The following is a 19,765-nucleotide window of genomic DNA, read 5'->3' on the forward strand; positions in this document are numbered from 1 at the left end:
ATTTTGGTTTGTAAGGCAATTATCTATGTATATCTTGCCTTACAGATTTTTTTTTGCTCACTTTTTCAGTGCCATTGGACTTTAGTCCTCACTACAAACGTGATAAAGATTATTTTATTCGACACACAAGCACGCGGGTTCCTCAATCACTTAATTCCTCCTCAAAGCAATGCTTCAGCTTTTGAGCCAGCACCTCAACGTTAGGCTTTCTCAACATAGTAAGATGATTCCCAGGAACTCTAATCACCTCAACTTTTTGGGTCGTTAATTCGCTCCAGCCAAGAGTCGGATCATGATGATTCATGCTTAGCTGTTCCCTCGATCTAAACAGAGTAATTCGCTGCGGATAAATTTTCGGTCGATAGCTGAGAGTTGCTTGACTATTGGCCTGAAATACAGTAAACATCGAGGGAATTGCCAGCTCGCGCCAGCTTCTTTCTTTTGACTCCTGAGATAGGATGCTAACCATAACCGCCTGTTTCCAATTCCAGCGATGCCAAAAATTAGCTGCAAAATTAAGCATCTTATTTAATTTCGGAAATTTGGCAGCAATACCGCCACTTTGAACATTTTCTGCACCAGCCACCAAGCGAAAATAATCTACTACAAAAGGCCAGATAGAGCGCGAAACAGTAGTCAGAATAAACTTGCAACCGTCCCAAAAAGAAGGTTTGTTAGCAGAAACCGGCGCTAAAGTATCCAGCACAGCAAGCAAAGCCACTTCATCCCCTGCTACGAGCAACTGTTGAGCCATCTCAAAAGCAACCAAACCTCCAAAAGACCAACCTCCTAAAAAATAAGGCCCTTTTGGTTGAACGGTACGCAAGGCTGCGATGTAGTCAGCCGCCATGTCTTCAATGCTAGTTAACGGAGAACTTTCGCCGTCAATACCCTTTGGTTGCAGCCCGTAAAACGGTTGGTTTTCTCCTAGCTGATACGCTAACTCGACATAAGGAAACACGACGCCAAAGATGGGATGGATGCAGAAGAACGGGGGATTTTTACCGCGAGGCTTAATTGCAACTAAAGGCGACCATTCCAGAGAATTTGTTCCTGAATTTAGCGAATCTGCTAAACCTTCAATTGTCGGATTTAAAAAAAGAGCAGACAGCGGCAACTCGCGCTCAAATTGCTGGTTAATCTCATTGATGAGGCGGATTGCCAGCAGGGAATCTCCACCCAAATCGAAGAAGTTATCGCGAATGCCAACGCACTCTGCGTTGAGGATTGTGGCCCAAATTTCGGCGAGGGTTGACTCGGTTGGTGTGCGAGGTGCAATGCAGCTTTTATCTATTGAATTGCTAGTTAGATTTCCCGGTGCAGGTAGGCGCAGGCGGTCAATTTTGCCATTGAGAGTTAGGGGCAGAAAATCCATCGTCACAAAAGCATTGGGAATCATGTAATTGGGCAGTTGTTGTTTGAGGAAATTACGCATTTCCACGGGATTAAGCGTCTGATTGTGATTGGGGACGATATAAGCAACTAGGCGTTTGTTGCCAGACAAATCATCCACAGCAACCGCCGCTGTTTCTTTGACTGCTGGATGCTGAACCAGCAGCGCTTCAATTTCTCCCAATTCTATTCGATAACCGCGAATTTTTACCTGTTCGTCAGTGCGGCCTAAAAACTCAATATTGCCGTCGGGAAAATAGCGAGCTAAGTCACCAGTTTTATAAATTCGTTCTCCTGCTTTCTGGCTAAAGGGGTTAGCAATAAATCGCTGGGCGGTTAATTCGGGGCGGTTCAGGTAGCCTCGCGCCAATCCGCTGCCGCCGATGTACAATTCACCGGGAATTCCAACGGGTACAGGCTGTAAATTTTTATCTAAAATATAGAGTTGAGTGTTAGCTATGGGGCGGCCGATTGGCGGTTTTTTGCGTGAAGCGAAGCTATCCCGCAGGGAATCGCCAATTTCGGCCAAACTTGACCAGACTGTCGCTTCTGTAGGGCCGTAAGCGTTAAAAAATCTGCGCCGGGAAGCCCAGCGTTTAACAATATCCGGGGAACAGGATTCGCCAGCACAGATGATTGTTTGCAGTGCGGGAAGTTCGGCGTTTGGAAGGACAGCTAGCAGCGAGGGCGGGAGGGTAGCGTGGGTAATAGCATTGTCCTGCAAAAATTGGATTAATGTTTGTCCGGGCAACAATGATTCTTTCTTGGCACAGTAAAGTGTTGCTCCGGTTCCTAATGCCATGACAATCTCAAAAATTGAGGCATCAAAACTCAGGGAGGCGAATTGCAAAATGCGGTGATTTGAGTTTAAGTTAAAAGCTTCTATTTGAGCTAGGGCTAAGTTGTAGAGTCCCCGATGTTCGATTAAAACGCCTTTGGGTTTTCCGGTTGAACCCGATGTGTAAATGACGTAGGCTAGGTTTTCTGGTAGGATATTTGTAGTTGGGTTTTCTGGGCTTTGTCGGGCGATAATTTCTCTGTCGGAGTCCAAACACACTACTGAAAAAACTCCGTAATTTTCCGGCTGCGTCAAGTTTTTTGCTAGGTGCTGCTGAGTTACCAAAATCGACACCTGAGCATCTTCTAACATGAAGTTAAGCCGCTCTTGAGGATAAGTTGGATCTAAAGGCAGGTAGGCTGCGCCTGCTTTGATAATGCCTAGCAATCCGACGATCGCATCTAAGGAACGTTCTACACAAAGGCCCACTAAAACTTCTGGTGCTGCTCCCAATTGCTGCAAGTAATGTGCAAGTTGGTTGGCTTGGCTGTTGAGTTGGCGGTAGGTTAACTGCTGGTTTTCAAAGACGGCGGCGACAGCATGGGGCGATCGCGCGACTCGCTCTTCAAATGGCTGATGAAAACACTGGTTTTGCGGATAATCTCTCTGAGTGTCATTCCAATCTATTAATAATTGCTGGTATTCTGGCGCTGTCAGCAAAGCCAAGTCGCTGAGGTGCTGTTTGGGATTGGCAACAATGGCTTCGAGCAGCGTTTGGAAATGTCCCGCCATGCGCGCAATTGTGGCGCTATCAAATAAGTCTGTGCTGTAGACAAATTGCCCTTGAATACTTCCTGCATCTTCCCACAAGTGGCACTCTAAATCTAGCTTGGCGGTTCCTGCGTCAAAGTCAATCACCTCGAAAGCGATTCCCGGCAATTCTAGCGCTGCTATAGGAGTGTTTTGCAGGCTGAAACTAACTTGAAATAGGGGATTGCGACTCAACTCGCGATCGGGGTGCATTTCCTCAACCAACTTCTCGAAGGGCAAATCTTGGTGAGCGTAGGCTGCCATTGCGACGTTTTTTACCCGATGCAATAGTTCCCGAAAAGTTGGATTTCCTGATAAATCTGCACACAGCACCAAACTGTTGACAAAAAAACCGATTAATGCTTCTATTTCGCTCAGGTTGCGATTGGCGATCGGCGTTCCTACTGCAATATCTACTTGTCCTGTATAGCGGTACAGCAAAGTTTGAAAAGCGGCTAGTAGAGTGATAAATAAAGTCGCGCTTTCTTGCTGGCTCAATGACTTTAGCGCCTCGCTCAAAGCAGGGGATAGTGTTATACATTGTTTAGCGCCGCGGTAGGATGGAACGGCTGGTCTTTGCCTGTCTGTTGGTAGATTGAGTGTGGTAATTCCGTTTAACTGCTGCCGCCAATAAGCTAACTGGGTTTCTAATACTTCGCCCTGCAACCATTGGTGCTGCCATTCTGCAAAGTCGGCGTACTGCACGGGCAGTTCTGGTAAGTGCGAGATCCCATTTTTTACAAATGCTGTGTAGAGCGTTCCCAGCTCTCGAATTAGCACTCCAATCGACCAACCATCAGCCACAATATGATGTAAATTCAGCAACAATATATGTTGTGTTTCACTCAGTTGTAGCAGCGTTACTTTGAATAACGGCCCGGCGGCTAAATCGAAAGGGCATTGCGCTGCATCGGTTGCGAGTTGCAGCGCTGCGGTTTCCTGCTGAGTTGGCGAGAGATTTTGTAAGTCGATTGTGGGGAGGGATACGGTTAAAACGGGAGCAATAATTTGTACGAGTTCCCCTTCCAAAAGCGTAAATGTGGTGCGTAAAGTTTCGTGCCGCTGCACAATTTCGTTGAAGGTTTGCTCTAAGGATCTTAAGTTGAGGGAACCTGTTAAGCGGAGCGCTGTTGAGACATTGTAGAAAGGATTGCCCGGTGCTAATTGATTGAGGAACCAAAGCCGCTGCTGAGCAAATGATGCGGGGAAGACGAAAACATCTGTTTCTTGCTGCATATTCATCGAAATTGCACCCGTTCAACCGCCTTAATTTTTATTTACTTTCTTGATTAAAAGATGATAGCTTCATCCGCCGACTGTCCCGAGAAATCGCCACTAAAGCAGGAGCTTTAATATTAGCCTCGCTCTCTTTTAAATTCTCCACAATCTTCGACAATTCTCTGATTGTCGGTGCTTCAAAAACGCGGCGCAAAGGCAACTCTACCGCGAAAGCATCTCGCACTCTCGAAACAAGCTGAGTCGCCAGCAGCGAATGACCTCCTAATTCAAAGAAATTGTCCCGAATACCCACTCGCTTTATCCCCAAAACCTCACCCCAAATTTTCACTAAAACTTCCTCAATAGAAGTCTGAGGCGCAACATAACCGCCAGCCCATTCTAACTTAATCGGCTCCGGTGCAGGTAAAGCGAGGCGATCGACCTTTCCGTTAGCCGTCACCGGTAGCGACTCCAGCACCACAAAAGCCGACGGAACCATATATTCCGGCAGTTTTTCTGCTAGATAAGCCTGCAACTGTGGCACTAATTTACGCGCTGCTTTAGCTTGTAAGGGATTGTTAGCATAAGAGCGCCAAGGACGCAAGTTATCGCGTCGGATTTCTGGCACAAAATCTCTGGTTTCGCCCCGTGCAAACACTACATCGTAGCGCCCTTGACTGTCGGAATTAGACCAACTAATATTAACATTATACGGAACTTCCAAAGCATACCAAGCTTCGGGATATACTCCTAAATCCTCGATTCTTTCTACGGCTTTCTGCAACTGACCTGCTGTTGGAAATTTATCGACAGACAGCGACTCTGCCGTCTTAACTGCTGCCGTTACCCGCGCATTAGGAACATTAGCAATTCTTAAAACATCGAGTTGATTTTGCAATAATATTTGTTGTACCTTGGTAACAGTCAGATTCTGATTTTCAGCCGACCAATCCAGCCGTTTCGCTCCCCCAAACTCCCCTTTGGCTAGGGAGTGGGGGGGTTCTGTTTCCGACGCAATATGCAGAATAGCATTGTACCGAAAATCAGTTAACTCATTGTGATAACTACCGCGAATTAATTGAATTTCTACGCACCTAATCTGCGGAAATCGGTGCTTTAATGCACTAAAAAAATCTGGTTCAATAACTAACTCGGTTTCTTGAAAAATTTGCATTTGTACTCGCTGCTGCAACTGTTCGCCAGCCAGAGAAGGTTCGGCTTGATACAGTTGTACCGAAGCGTGAAAAGCTGCCAGCAACGGCAAGCTGCGGATATCTCCGATGAATATAAAGCCGCCGGGAGCAGTTGCTTTCACCGCACCTTCTAGCACCTGCACGAGATAGTCGATATTCGGGAAATATTGCACGACAGAGTTGAGAATAACTGCGTCAAAAGCTGCTGTCTCTACTCCTTCAAAGTCTGTCGCCATTTTCTGAAGCAGCGTTACATTAGCTAACTGTTGATTTGCCAAGTGCTGCTGAATATAGTTGAGCGAAATAGGTGAAAAGTCTGTGCCGCAATATTGAGTGCAGCGAGAGGCAATTTGGAACAGCAACAAACCTGTGCCGCAGCCAATTTCTAACACTCGGCTAGGCTGCAAAGCTAAAATTTGGGCGGCTTGATTGTTCGCCCAGTCGCGCATCTGTTCTGCTGGGATTGGCTGATTAGTATAACTGCTATTCCAGCCGACAATATTAAATGTTGGATCTGAGTCAACAGCAGGTTGATTGTAAGTTTCATTGTAGAGCATTTGCCACTGCAAAACCTGTTCGTCCTGCAATTGCATTATTTGGTTTTTTTCGCTGGCACTGCTATATTCTGCATTCAGGGCAATATAAGCTACTAAACGTTTATCTCCCTGTCCATCTTCCGAAGCTATTGCTACAGTTTGTTGCACCGCCGGATGTTGAGTTAATACTGTCTCGATTTCTCCTAATTCGATGCGGAAACCGCGAATTTTTACTTGTTCGTCGATGCGTCCTAAAAATTCAAGGTTGCCATCAGCTCTGTAGCGCACTAAGTCGCCGGTTTTGTAAATTCGCTCTCCTGAATTTGGTTTAAAAGGATTGACAATAAAGCGTTCTGCGGTTAAATCTGGGCGGTTGAGGTAGCCGCGAGCGAGTCCGTTTCCGCCGATGTACAATTCGCCAACAACCCCCATTGGTACGGGCTGCAAATATTTGTCTAATATATAGATTTGAGTGTTAGCAATGGGGCGGCCAATTGTCGGGGCGATTTCTGTTTGCTCTGTTGCAGGAATATAACCGGAAGTTGTGACGACGGTGTTCTCGGTTGGGCCGTAATTATTTACTAGCTGGAATGGATGGGATTTTAAAGGAGGTTGTTGCAGTTTTTCGCCGCCTGTGAGCAAGATTCGTAACGCTGTTGTTTGAGGCCAATCTAATAGCAAAACTTTCTCGGCTAAAGGTGTTGGCAAAAAGCTAATGGTGATCGCGTTTGATACTAACCAGTTTTGCAGTTTTTCAGGATCTCGCCTCATGTCATCTTCTGGAAAGTAGATGCTAGCTCCCGCGGCGAGATAAGGCCAAATTTCCCACCCGCAAGCATCAAAGCCGATCGCTGCAATTTGCGTTGCTCGATCGCCCGCTGACACCCCAAACTCTCTTTGATGCCAAAAAACGAGATTTAACAAGCTCCCGTGCTCAATTTCAACTCCTTTCGGCTTTCCCGTGGAACCGGAGGTGTAAATCGCGTAAACCAGATTTTCGGCTGTGACTGCGCTGGTGGGATTGTCGGCGATTTCTTGGGAAATCATCTCCCAGTCTGTGTCTAAACAAACTATCTGTAAATTGGGCGAGCGCAAATTCTCTATCCATTGCTGCTGAGTTAACACAACAGATAATTGAGCATCTTTTAGCATAAAGCTCGATCGCTCAGCAGGATAGCTCGGATCTAAAATTAGGTAAGCTCCTCCCGCTTTCAGGATACCCAACATCCCCAGGATCAGATCGAGCGATCGCCCGCAGCAAAGCCCGACTAAAACTTCCGCCCCAACCCCAATTTTTTGCAAATAACGTGCTAGTTGGTTGCTGCGGAGATTTAGCTCTCCATAGGTGACTCGCTCATCTCCAAATACCAGCGCCACCGCATCCGGTGTCCGATCGGCCTGCATTTCAAATAGCTGATGAATGCACAAATCTTGCGGATAATCCCCCTGAGTATTGTTGCATTCAACTAACAAATGATAGCGCTCTTGGGCGCTCAAATATTGCAAGTTGGCAATTCGCTGTTCGGGATTTGTCACAATCCTTTCTAACAGCGTTTGAAAATGCCCTATCAGGCGGATAATCGTAGCTTCATCAAATAAATCGGCGCTGTAAATAACCATCCCGCTGATGCCCTCCGAGCTATCAACCCACAGCTTATTGCTGGGCGATTGGTTGCTTCCCGAGCTGTTGGGCGATCGCTCCCACAAATGAAACTCCAAATCAAACCGCGCTGTACCCACATCTAACTGCTGCGGGCTGAGTGTTAATTCTGGCAATTCTAACCGATTCCCCGGCGCGTTTTGCAGCGCAAACGCCACCTGAAATAAGGGATTTTGGTTCAACGCGCGATCGGGGTGCAGTTCTTCTACTAACTTCTCAAACGGCAAATCTTGGTGAGCGTAAGCTCCTAATGCTACCTCTTTGACTCGGTTTAAAAGTTCCCGAAAAGTTGGATTTCCCGACAAATCTGTACGCAACACCAAACTGTTGACAAAAAAACCGATTAATGCTTCTATTTCACTGCGGTTGCGATTGGCGATCGGCGAACCTACAACAATATCTTCTTGCTGCGCGTAATGGTAAAGCAACGTTTTAAAAGCTGCCAGCATTGTCATAAACAGCGTCACTCCTTCGCGCTGGCTCAACGTTTCTAAAGCCTCGCTCAGTTGTTTTGGCAGTTGCAAAAATTGCCTTTTGCCTCGGTAACTTTGAATTGCTGGCCTGGGTCGATCCGCAGGCAAATTTAACATAGAAAGGCCGTTTAACTGCTGTCGCCAGTAAGCAAGCTGCGTTTCTAAAACTTCCCCTTGCAGCCATTCGCGCTGCCATTTTGCAAAATCAGCATACTGGATCGACAAAGCCGGTAAAGGCGAAGGTTTTTCGCTAGCAAATGCCGTGTAAAGTGCGCCTAATTCCTGAATAAGCACTCCGATAGACCAACCATCGGAGACAATGTGGTGCATATTCAGCATTAGTAAATATTCGGCATCATCTAACTGCAATAAAGTGACTCGCAGCAACAAGTCATTGGACAAATTGAAAGAGCGTTGAGCTTCCTGGGCGGTGAGCCTGTTTGCTTCAGTTTGTCGAGATTCCTTTGGCAAGTTTCGCAAGTCCACTACATTAAGCGGGAGGTGGAAAGCAGCAGCTATTCTCTGAACAGGTTGCCCCGAAACTAATGCTAAAGTCGTGCGTAAAGCTTCGTGGCGGCGCACAATTTCATTGAAGGTTTGTTGCAGCGCCGAAAAATTGAGCGAACCTGTCAAACGCAATGCTGCGGGAACATTATAAAAAGGATTGTTCGGTACTAATTGGTCGAGGAACCACAAGCGCTGCTGTGCAAAGGAAAGCGGGAGATTTCCGTCCCGCCCCATAGGAACGATCGGTGTAGAAGTAAAACTAGAAGTACGATTAGCTGCTTTTAAAAATGAAACTATTTCGGTTTTTTTCTGAGAAATTTCGGCGCGCAGTTCGGGTGTAATAATTCCTTCTGGAGCGTTGCAGCGCAGGCGAGATCCCTCAATAAAAATATTAATATCTAGACTGCGAAGGTAAGATAAAAACTCAACTAACTCCACCCTGACAGAATCTCTGGCATTTGGCGATGAACTCGATATTTTTGGATCGGGCATTTGGAGTCATCCTGTCATTACTTGGGCAAATCAATCAAAGAAATTCCACCAGCGCACAAGTTAAGAGCTTAACTTACCCCTTGCCGACTGTGGCCTAACCTAAGTATGATTCTGTTTGAATCCGCAACCAAAATCCTACCCAAGGTTTCAGCTTATGCCGTTCATGCCCTTCAATTTCCTGTTTCTATGGCTGGTGGGACTGCTGTCCATCGGCGTTCTTGGCGGAGGTATATACATTCTCTATGAATATTACATCGGCGAACTTGTAGGGATTTCCTACTTAGTCAGCGGAGTCTTGATGCTTCTTTGGTCTGTTGGCGGCCGCTTTATCAGTTTGCCGTTGTTCCGCCGCCCCGGTGCTGACGAACCGAAGCCGACGCGGACGGGTACGGTGCAGCGGGTAGAGAGGCCTGATGGCACTATTTTACAAGTAGAATTCTACGGCCCAGAGGACGGACAGCCGATTATCCTCTCACATGGTTGGGGGCCCAACAGTATGGTTTGGTATTACGCGAAACGGCAACTAACCGATCGCTTCCGAGTAATTGTTTGGGATCTTCCAGGCCTGGGAAAATCCACTCGACCAAAAAACAGCGACTACTCCCTAGAAAAATTTGCCCGCGATCTCGAAGCAGTCATTGCCATAGCAGGAACTAAACCTGTTATCCTACTCGGACACAGCATAGGCGGCATGATTTCTCTAACATTCAGTCGGCTTTTTCCAGAACTTCTCGGTAGTCGAGTAGCTGGTTTAATTCTGGTAAATACGACTTATACTAATCCCCTCAAAACCGCTATTTTTAGCGGTTTATTACGCGCTTTGCAAAAGCCGCTGCTTCAACCTATGCTCTACCTCACCATAGCTCTTGAACCCATTATGTGGGGAATGACTTGGCTGAGCTATCTCAATGGTTCACTGCACATCAGTGTAGAATTATCGGGATTTAAAGGCACTGAAACGCGCGGTCAATTAGAGTTCTCAGCTTTTTTATCAGCCTTGGGTTCTCCCGGCGTTCTCGCTCGCGGCACACTGGGAATGCTCAAATTTGACGAAACAAAAACTTTGCCATCAATTGACATTCCTGTGTTGGTGATCTGCGGCGATTCAGATATTGCCACTACCCCCCCAGCTAGCCTGCGGATGAAAGCAGAATTGCCTCAAGCAGAGCTAGTTACTATACAGAAAGGAGGACACATGGCATTAATCGAACATAACCAAGAGTTTGCAGAAGCTGTCAGGGCATTCTGCACTGAAATTTCGTGACTAAAAATGTGAGTTAAAATCCTGTATTTTCTGGCTGGGGATACCCTATTTTTCTTCTTAGTCTTAATGTCCCAAACTAAAAAAGAATTTTAGGTAAGTTGATAATAAAGCTTGTCCCCTTGCCCTCTGCACTTTCAACCGCAAGTGTCCCTTTATGGGCTTCAATAATACTCTTTGCTAAAAATAATCCTAATCCCCAGCCGGTTTGCTCCTCGGCACAGATGGTTCGACGAAATTGTTGAAATAGGATTGATTGAGCGTCTAGGGCGATCGGATTGCCTTCATTATGGATACTAAGGCTGATCTGCGTTTCAGTTTGCTGGAGCGTAAGTGTAATCGGCGTAGTAGCATTACCATATTTCACAGCGTTAATTGCTAAATTTTCAATCACCCGCCGTATTTCTTTACGGCTGCAATAAGTCCTAATTTCAGACTCAGCTACCAAAATAAACCGCTCTCCATACGTGAAGCTCAAATCTTGTACTACCTCTTGGACTAGCATCTCAAAATCGCATTCTTCAAATTCAATCTTTAAGCTCTGCCCTGCCCGCAGCCGACTCGCATCCAGCAGATTTTGAATCATCGAATCCACCCGATTGATCGCACTCAGCATCCTCGTCGCCACATCCCTATGGGTGTCTCCTCGTTCAAGCCGCCGCAGAGTTAGTTGAGTTCCCATTTTTACAACACTAATGGGATTTCTGAGATCGTGAGTTAGCGTCACCATAAATAATTCTTGAATATCTCGCAGCGTTTCGGAGAATTGAGTGGCCGCGTCATTAACGGCTTGCTCAATGGAGCCGATAATAATGTCTCTATCCTCCACTCCTAAAGGTGCTTCTTCTTCTAAAACTTGAAATATTACTTGACGGAGGAGGTGATACTCGAAAATTAGGTTAGTCATGGAGTAGTCAGCATACCCGGCCCGTTCATGCCCGTGCAGCTTGCCAATCCGCGTACTTTCTACCTCGTCGGCTGTGACTCGGGCAGGTGTCCTGACAATTCTGTTTGAGAGTTCATCTACCAGTTGGTTTAAGTACAGAGGTAGGGAATCTTGCAAGACAAGAGAATTTTGATGCGTTGATGCACCGACTTCCTCACGCGCCCGCTTCTCCCACATCCCCATAATTTTTTCAGAATTTTGTTTAAGACGGTCAGACGCTTGGTTGGACATCGTTTATGATTTTCTGGATGAGTGGCTGTTGAGAGAAGATTTTCTCCCTTATTTATAAGGCCCCGCAAGCAATCTTGCAAGTATCTAGGCAGCCTCAGCGTTTAGGAGGTTAGCAAGTAACAGGTCTAAATCTCATCGTGAAGCAGGCTTGAATATCAGTTCCCATTGCGGTAATTTCTACCGACAGGGCAGATGCCAATTCCACAAAACAATCCAAATCATCCCGCAATTATGTAATACCGATTTAATGTGAAGTTGCATATATTTCGATCCCCCTAAATCCCCCTTAATAAGGGGGACTTTGACCAAGCTCTTGTCCCCCCCTTATTAAGGGGGGTTAGGGGGGATCAGATTCTATGCAGCCTCATATAAAATTGGTATAAGGCCTTAAAATTCCACATCTTCTCGCTCATTTTCGTCGGTTCTGGGAGTATCCAAACCTTTCGCGGCCCAGCGCATTGTTTCAATGTATTTTGCCAGACTCGCCACAGTCGGAGCCTCAAACAAATTGCTGACCGATAACTCGACTTGCAAAGCGTCTCGGATGCGAGAAATCAACTGAGTTGCTAGCAGGGAATGCCCGCCTAGTTCAAAGAAATTATCGTAGATACTAACCTGCTGTTTTCCCAAAACTTTAGCCCAAATTTTCCCGATCGCATTTTCGAGCTCAGTCCGAGGCGCTACATAATTTTCTGTTAGATCCTCGCTGTCTGTATCTATATCAGGCAAGGCGCGGCGGTCTACTTTGCCATTAGGCGTCAGTGGCATATTCTCCAACACTGCATAAGTGGCAGGAACCATATATCCTGGTAACTTTTCTTTCAAAAATTGGCGCAATTCACTTGACTTAAGATTGGGAATTTCTAATTTTTCATTAATGCCGTCAGGAACAACATAAGCTACCAAATGTTTATCGTCGGGGATGTCTTCCCTCACAATTACTACTGCTTCGCGCACTTGTGGATGCTGGCACAAAGCCGCTTCAATTTCTCCCAATTCGATGCGGTAGCCGCGAATTTTTACTTGGTCGTCAATGCGACCTAAAAACTCGATGTTGCCGTCAGCTAAATAGCGACCTAAATCACCTGTTTTATAAAGGCTACAACCTGATTTATTGCTAAAAGGGTTAGGAATGAATGCAGCAGCAGTTAAATCAGGCTGGTTGAGGTAGCCTTTCGCCAATCCGTCACCGCCGACGTACAATTGACCTATAACACCGATCGCCACCGGCTGCAAATCCGCATCGAGGAGATAAATTTGCGTGTTGGCGATCGGACGGCCGATGGGGATAGATGTTGCGGTTTCGGGTACGTCTTGCACGCAATAATAAGCCGAAAAAGTAGTATTTTCTGTAGGCCCGTAAACGTGAATTATTTTAGGGGTTTGCTTTTGTTTGAGAAGTTTTTTAACCCATCTCATATCGAGCGCTTCTCCGCCAAACAGCAAGCAGCGCAGCGAATCAAAAGCTTGCGGTAAAACTCTAGCAATTTGTTGAAATAAGGCAGTTGTTAAAAACAAAACGGTGATGCCTTGTTGGCGCAGTTCTAAGGCTAAATCGTGAGGCGAAAGGGTAATATTTGTGCTAATTCCCACGAGTTGAGCGCCGTTAAGCAAGGCTCCCCAAATCTCGAAGGTGGCTGCATCGAATGAAGCGTTTGATGCTTGGGCAATTTTATCGGTAGGTTCTATTTTTATATAGTTGGTGTTGAGTACCAGCCGATTTACTGCTTTGTGGGTGACAGCAACTCCCTTGGGTTTTCCTGTTGAGCCAGATGTGTAAATAACGTAAGCTAGGTTGTCTGCTGTTGCGGTGTTGGCGGGATTTTCGGCGCTTTCTTTGGCTATGTGTTCCCAATCGCGATCGAAGTAAATCACCGAGTTTGAGAAGTCTCGGAAATTCTCAATCAATTTATCCTGAATTAGCAAGACTTTAACTTGAGCATCTTCCAGCATCAAGTTTAGCCGATCGCGCGGATAGCTCGGATCTAACGGTAGGTAAGCTCCTCCCGCTTTCAGTATAGCCAACATCCCGACAATTAGGTCGATCGATCGCTCTGCACAAAGCCCCACTAAAACCTCCGCCCCCACGCCGAGTTTTTGTAGGTAGCGCGCCAGTTGATTGGTGCGACTGTTGAGTTCTCTGTAAGTGATGTGCTGGCTGTCGAAAGTTAGGGCGACATCCTCCAGATGGTGCCGGGCTCGCTCTTCAAATAACTGATGAATGCACTTATTTTGAGGATAATCTGTCCGAGTATCGTTCCATTCTCTGAATAATTGATTCACTTCATCCTCGCTCAATAAAGGTAAGTTAGCGATTCTTTGTTCTGGATTAGCCACAATGCTTTCCAGCAGCGTTTTAAAATGCCTCAGTATTCGGGCGATCGTAACTTCATTAAATAAATCTGTATTGTACACAGCTAAGCCTCTGAGGCCTTCCGAATCTTCCCAATGTTCGCCGTATCTGCTCCTAAAGTTATCGGAAGCTTCCCACAAATGCAGCTCTAAATCAAAGCGCGTTGTTTGAGTCTCCAAATGAAAATAACTCAACTTTAATTCTGGCAATTCTAGCTCGTCCAGCGGCGCATTTTGCAGCCCGAATACCACCTGAAACAGCGGGTGGCGATTCAACGATCGCTCTGGGTGCAATTCCTCGACTAGCTTCTCAAAAGGCAAATCTTGGTGAGCATAAGCTCCCAGGGTTACTTCCCGCACCCGGCCTAAAAAATCTCGAAATGTCGGGTTTCCCGAACAGTCTGTTCGCAGCACTAAAGTATTGACAAAAAAACCGATTAATGCTTCAATTTCGCTCAGGTTGCGATTGGCGATCGGCGAACCTACCACAATATCTTCTTGTTGCGAGTAACGGTAAAGCAAAGTTTGAAATGCTGCGAGCACTGTCATAAATAAAGTCGCTCCTTCTCGCTGCGAGAGCGCTAAAAGTGCATCCTTCAGCTTTTTCGGCAGTTCTAAATATTGAGTTTTCCCCCGATAATTTTGCCTAGGTGGTGCAGGGCGATCTGTGGGCAAATTTAACATAGAAATCCCGTGCAGTTGCTGCCGCCAATAAGCTAGCTGAGTTTCTAATACTTCACCTTGCAGCCATTCGCGCTGCCACTCGGCAAAGTCGGCATATTGAAGTGATAATTCTGGCAGGGGAGATGGCTGTTGATTTATCAAAGCTGTATAGATAGCTTCTATTTCTCGAATTAGCACCCCGATCGACCAATCATCGGAGGCTATGTGGTGCATATTTAGCAAGAGAATATGCTCCCTATCTGTCAGCCGCAGGATGGTGACTCGCATCAGCGGCCCCCTGGATAAATTGAAAGGGCGAAGAGATTCTGCCGCGGAGAGTTTCTTTGCTTCTGTGTGCCGTTGTTCTGGCGGCAAATGTTGCAGTTCTAATAGTGTTAAATTAGTCTTGAAAGCGGCAGAGATTATCTGCACTGGTTGACCTGATACCGCTGCAAAAGTGGTTCGCAAAGTTTCGTGCCGCTGCACTATTTCGTTGAAGGTTTGCTCTAAGGCTGTTAAGTTGAGCGCACCAGTTAAGCGCAGTGCTGTTACTACATTATAGAAAGGGTTTTCCGGTGCGAATTGGTCGAGAAACCACAAGCGCTGCTGGGCAAATGATGCCGGAAAGACACACACTTCCGCATCCTCAGAAATATTCAGTCTTTCTATATCGTTTGTAAAGGAATTGTCATAAAATTCGGAGGCCATATCTGTTGCTCTTCGGGGATGGGATGTGTTAATTTTTTGATGGCGTGGGGTTGCTTTTTGAGGGTGCGATCGTCTCTTAAAACTTTCGCGAGCAAAAGATCGGAACTGTTAACATCATAAATCTGGGTGCGGGAGTGCGGGAGAGACGCGGGCAAAAGAAACCGAGTTTTTGACCGCACGATCAAGTTATCCGTTGAGGGGCTAGGAGTGCCACCCCCCAATCAAATTTAGTCGGCCAACGGACTCTTAGCCTTGTGATTCGGGTGCAATCGGGTGAGTTAGATGCGAGAATTACCGGGAGCAATTCGTGGAGAGGTCAAGCTGTAGTATGATTTCTAATTGCACAAAGTGTTCTTGGGGGGATTCCCTGCGGGATAGCTTTGCTTCACGCAATTTTCTCACATTTCTAGCTTAGCGACTACGATTGATTAAACAGTGTTCGCAATCTCTTAGATCAACTCACTATAACTTGCGACCTGATGCAGGCAAAATACTTAAGAACACTGAACGTGCAGTTTAAATTAGAGGTTATAGGCTAATGGCGCAGCGGAACGTATACTCGTCAAAGGACGAGCCAGAGGATGCACAATCAGCAGAAGAAGTCCTCCACTCAGTAATGCAAGAACTGGACGCTTTGCATCAAAATGTCAAAGGCCAGTTAAATCAAGACATTACTCGGCTGCAAACTGAAAAAAATCACCTGATTGAAGATATTGAAGACCTGCGGGAGCAATATCGCAAATTGCAGTCTCAGCAAATGGAATCTCTGTCTGGGCGATACATTCAGCAGCAGCAATTGTGGCTGAAGCAGTTGGCTCAAGTTTTGGCTCACAATTTGCAGGATTTGTTGGTGCAGCGGTTCAACGAACTCAGTGCTAATTCGGGAAATTCTCTCAGCAGCCCTATTCCCAGTGGCGAGTTCCCGATACCCTTGCCACCGAGCAACTACGACGAACGGGCTTCGCAGTTGCTGGCGGCGCTGGATGAAAGGATCGATCGCAGTTTCCAGATGCTGGAACAAGATTTAACCAGTTACGAAAGCGAGCTTTCCGTGCGGCTCAACAACATGAAAACCTTGGAACTGCAAGGGGAAGAGCTGTTACAAAATCTCGTAAACCGCATCAGGGAAGAACTCGAAGAAGAAGAAGCATATCTTGAGAATCCTTTCGATGCTCAAGATTCCTATGTCGAGGAATCAACTAATTCTGTTAATTCTGTCCGCCCGCAATTTCTGCCGCCAACACCTGCGGAAACGCCGCGAGAACCCGTGCCACAGCCTTCTTCAGCGCCTGCTGCAACTGTTAAAGCATCTTCTCAAGTACAGACAGGTTTGGTGCTGGCTTTGTCTTCGGCGGTGGTATTGTCGCTGTTTAATGTTTGTTTAAGAATTCTGATTAAAGGCAAAAATCCTCGGATGGTTTTTGGGTTGTTTGAATTTCCGGGGGTGGTGACTCCAGGTTTTGGAAATTCTTTGTTGATTTTGTTGATGCGGCTGATCGTGGTGATGGCTTTGATGCCGATATTGGCGACATTTCTCTATCCTTCTGTGTGGAAAGATATTAGGCGGTTGTTCGAGTCGGGCGATCGAGCTTTGTGGAGTAAAGTTTTAGGAAGCGCATTTTTTCTGTTTTTGTCTCAGGTTTTGATTTATTTGGCGATCGGCAATATTCCAGCGGGGATTGCGATTACGATTTTCTTTATTTACCCGATCGTCACCGTACTGGGTTCTTGGATATTGTTTGGCTCTCGCCCTAGCAAAGTCGGCTTTTTCGCGATAGTCGGGATTACCGCAGGTCTGATTTTAGCTGGGTGGCCGAGTTTTGCTGCCCAAGCTCCGGGCGGCGGCAATGTCGGGGTGGGAGTCACGGCGGCACTGGCTTCTGGGATTACCTTTGCAGGTTACGTATTGCTGACGCAAATGGCCGCGGGCAAGCTGCACCCAATTCCATTTAGTTTAGTTAATTTCGCCGCGATTTTTGTATTTTCCTCCCTGAGTTTGTGGGTGCCACTGTCGGAAAATTTTTCTCCTAAAATCGACCAAAATGTTTGGCCGGGTTTGATTTTGGGAGGTGTTGTTTTAGGGGTGCTGACGCTGTTTAGCTATCTTTTGAATAATTTTGCCATCCGCTTTGCGGGGGCAGCCTTAGCGTCAGTAATTGGCACTTTGGGGCCGGCAATGACCGCACTCTTCGGTTTTCTAATTATCAATGAGAAGTTGCAGCCTGTGGCAATTCTAGGCATGGCTGTAGTGACGTTGAGCGTGGCTGCTATGAGTGTAGAACGCATAACGGCTCCTCAAAAGAAGGCTAGTTAAGGCAAGAATTTGGGCGATCGCCCATTCCAAAACCCGGTTTCTTCAAGAAACCGGGTTTCTCTATGCCGAGACAATATCAATAGGCTTATTGCATAAATCTTTGATTGATAGGGAAACCGCAGAGGCATTTCAAGATAGGAGAACGAATGCCTACAATTAAAGTCTAAACAAGAGAAATAACCACTCGAAAACCCACAATACTAGCCTTACAATCCGGCTGATATCTGAGGCGACACGCGCTGCGACAATTCGGAGGATTATCGTTCCAAGAACCGCCCCGCAACAACCTCAGCGAAGAGTCGCCGTCAGATTCCCAAACGCTACCATCAGCAGGCGCACCGTTATAATTATTGTGCCAAGAATCCGCGCACCATTCCCAAACATTTCCGTGGAAATCGTACAATCCAAAAGCATTAGGTTTAAAACTGCCAACATCTGTCGTTTGAAAGCGATAAACTCCCTTCGGCGCATCAGCGTAATTAGAATTTCCGTTGTAATTGGCTAACTCGCTGGTAATCGTTTCCCCAAAGTGAAACGGCCCCGTAGTTTGCCCCCGGCAAGCATATTCCCATTGGGCTTCGCTAGGCAAGCGATAATTCTTACCAGTTTTGCGAGAAAGTCTCGCGCAAAACTCCAAAGCCTCGTACCAAGATACATTTTCTATAGGTCGATTTGCACCTTTAAAACGGGCAGCATCGGGATTGAGAAATATTTTAATTTCCGGCAGCGCCGCCACTGCTTTCCACTGGGCCTGAGTGACTGGAAATTTGCTAATATAGAAAGATCCTAAAGTTACTGGGTGCTGCGGTTTTTCGTCGCTGTCACCCCGCTCTTTTGGAGAACCCATGAGGAAAGTACCGCCAGGAATAGATACCATTTGCATGACTATACGGCTACCAAGAGGTTCTTCCAAAAAACGCGCTTTACCGCTGTTAAGGTTAGTTGGCTGCCCGCGCTTGTCTACTGTCACTACCTGAAATTCAAAAGTGCTTTTGACAGCCGCAATTCTCTGCGATGCCTTGTTATGAGGCGGATTGGTGTTGGATTTTACCCTGGGATTAACAGAGATATTGCTATTGATTGGCCCGCTGTGATTGAGCGGAGTATTAATAGCAAGTAGCCCTCCCTTTGTCACAGCAGAATTTAAAGCAAGTGGGCCTCCCTTGGTCACAGCAGAATTTAAAGCAAGTTGTCCTCCCTGGACAAAAGGGGGTTGGGGAGGTAAAGAATAGAGATTTAAAGCTTTGATTACTTCATCAGCCGATTGATATCTATTTTTGAGATAATCTTCAGTTAACTTATCTAAAATTTTTGTCAAATCGCTGCTGACTTTTGTGCTGGCGGGCAACCGTTCTCTCCAAACCCAGCCGCCGTTTATGGGGTCATAAAGGTCATCGGAACCGTCAACTTTTGGCAAGCATTGAGTTAGCAGTCTTAGGCAAGTTATCCCCAAACTGTACAAATCGCTTCCGGGGAAAACTTGACCGCGCATTTGTTCTATCGGCGAATATCCGGGCGTTCCTACCGTCGTGCCTACTTTGCTCATCAGGGAGCCCGTCACTTGTTTGGAAATGCCAAAATCTATCAAAACTAACTCTCCGCGCCCTCCTCTTCGGAAAGCTGAATTGCGAAAATTTCCCGCCTTTGGCAGAGATGAGCTAACAGAGGTGCGGCGGCGCATGATATTCTCAAGTTTGATGTCTCGGTGAATGACATTGCGATCGTGCACAAATTTCAAAATCGGCAGTACATCTGCCAACAACTGCCAAATTTTTTCTTCGCTAAAAACACCCTGCTGAGTTAATTCTGCTAGTAAAGTTTGCCCCTCAATCAACTCTTGTACTAAATAAAGTCGCTTGTCTTGCTCAAAATAAGCAATTAATCGAGGAATTTGGGGATGTTCGCCGAGTTCGTAAAGTCGTTTTGCTTCTGCTTTAAACAATTCTGTCGCTTTTTCAAGTGCGGAGGTTCCTTGAAATTGGGGTACAAACTGCTTAATTACGCAGGGATCGTCCATGCGATCGGTATCTACCGCTTCATAAGTTCTGCCAAATCCCCCTTCCCCCAACAGTCTAATCACGCGGTAGCGGTTTCTGAAGAGAGGCGTGAGGTCGGACTTGCCGCAACTTTGACAAAATTTAGAGTTGTCGGGATTGAAAGGATGAGAACACGCGGGATTAGAACAGTAGAACATATCTGGGAAGAAATGATCCGGTTAAGGTTATGATATA

7 protein-coding genes are annotated in these 19,765 nt (G+C 46.3%); 2 read left to right on the forward strand and 5 right to left on the reverse strand.

Going from position 1 to position 19,765, the window contains the following annotated elements:
- Window positions 1-142 precede the first annotated feature (142 nt).
- Together QUA74_RS02010 and QUA74_RS02015 are read right to left on the reverse strand one after the other, a co-directional pair.
- Window positions 143-4,222 (reverse strand): amino acid adenylation domain-containing protein, encoded by a 4,080-nt coding sequence (locus QUA74_RS02010; RefSeq protein ID WP_333324478.1) that lies wholly within the window; start codon window positions 4,220-4,222, stop codon window positions 143-145.
- A 31-nt stretch (window positions 4,223-4,253) separates the two neighbouring features.
- Window positions 4,254-9,059 (reverse strand): amino acid adenylation domain-containing protein, encoded by a 4,806-nt coding sequence (locus tag QUA74_RS02015; protein WP_333324479.1) that lies wholly within the window; start codon window positions 9,057-9,059, stop codon window positions 4,254-4,256.
- A gap of 154 nt (window positions 9,060-9,213) precedes the next feature.
- Here QUA74_RS02015 and QUA74_RS02020 point away from each other — a divergent pair, with 154 nt between their 5' ends.
- Window positions 9,214-10,323 carry an alpha/beta hydrolase gene (locus QUA74_RS02020; RefSeq protein ID WP_333324481.1) on the forward strand — a complete coding sequence of 370 codons (1,110 nt, stop codon included), beginning with the start codon at window positions 9,214-9,216 and terminating at the stop codon, window positions 10,321-10,323.
- A 76-nt stretch (window positions 10,324-10,399) separates the two neighbouring features.
- Here the strand turns inward: QUA74_RS02020 and QUA74_RS02025 are convergent, their stop codons facing one another.
- Window positions 10,400-11,497: a HAMP domain-containing sensor histidine kinase gene (locus QUA74_RS02025; protein WP_333324483.1), complete on the reverse strand. Its 1,098-nt coding sequence runs from the start codon at window positions 11,495-11,497 to the stop codon at window positions 10,400-10,402.
- A 387-nt stretch (window positions 11,498-11,884) separates the two neighbouring features.
- Window positions 11,885-15,220: an amino acid adenylation domain-containing protein gene (locus QUA74_RS02030; RefSeq protein ID WP_333324485.1), complete on the reverse strand. Its 3,336-nt coding sequence runs from the start codon at window positions 15,218-15,220 to the stop codon at window positions 11,885-11,887.
- A gap of 538 nt (window positions 15,221-15,758) precedes the next feature.
- Between QUA74_RS02030 and QUA74_RS02035 the strand changes: the two genes are divergently transcribed.
- Complete coding sequence (locus QUA74_RS02035) at window positions 15,759-17,534, forward strand: DMT family transporter (RefSeq protein ID WP_333324487.1); 1,776 nt, start codon at window positions 15,759-15,761, stop codon at window positions 17,532-17,534.
- Between the two features lie 163 nt (window positions 17,535-17,697).
- Here the strand turns inward: QUA74_RS02035 and QUA74_RS02040 are convergent, their stop codons facing one another.
- The gene (locus QUA74_RS02040; protein ID WP_333324489.1) at window positions 17,698-19,728 is read right to left on the reverse strand and encodes a bifunctional serine/threonine-protein kinase/formylglycine-generating enzyme family protein; all 2,031 of its coding nucleotides are present in this window, start codon (window positions 19,726-19,728) and stop codon (window positions 17,698-17,700) included.
- Window positions 19,729-19,765 lie beyond the last annotated feature (37 nt).

This window comes from Microcoleus sp. LAD1_D3, assembly GCF_036702135.1.
Lineage (GTDB): Bacteria > Cyanobacteriota > Cyanobacteriia > Cyanobacteriales > Microcoleaceae > Microcoleus.

Excerpts from the sequence above, each read along its gene's own strand:
- QUA74_RS02010 (WP_333324478.1), bottom strand. The coding sequence starts at position 4,222 with ATGAATATGCAGCAAGAAACAGATGTTTTCGTCTTCCCCGCATCATTT.
- QUA74_RS02015 (WP_333324479.1), bottom strand. The coding sequence starts at position 9,059 with ATGCCCGATCCAAAAATATCGAGTTCATCGCCAAATGCCAGAGATTCT.
- QUA74_RS02030 (WP_333324485.1), bottom strand. The coding sequence starts at position 15,220 with ATGGCCTCCGAATTTTATGACAATTCCTTTACAAACGATATAGAAAGA.
- QUA74_RS02035 (WP_333324487.1), top strand. The coding sequence starts at position 15,759 with ATGGCGCAGCGGAACGTATACTCGTCAAAGGACGAGCCAGAGGATGCA.
- QUA74_RS02020 (WP_333324481.1), top strand. The coding sequence starts at position 9,214 with ATGCCGTTCATGCCCTTCAATTTCCTGTTTCTATGGCTGGTGGGACTG.
- QUA74_RS02040 (WP_333324489.1), bottom strand. The coding sequence starts at position 19,728 with ATGTTCTACTGTTCTAATCCCGCGTGTTCTCATCCTTTCAATCCCGAC.
- QUA74_RS02025 (WP_333324483.1), bottom strand. The coding sequence starts at position 11,497 with ATGTCCAACCAAGCGTCTGACCGTCTTAAACAAAATTCTGAAAAAATT.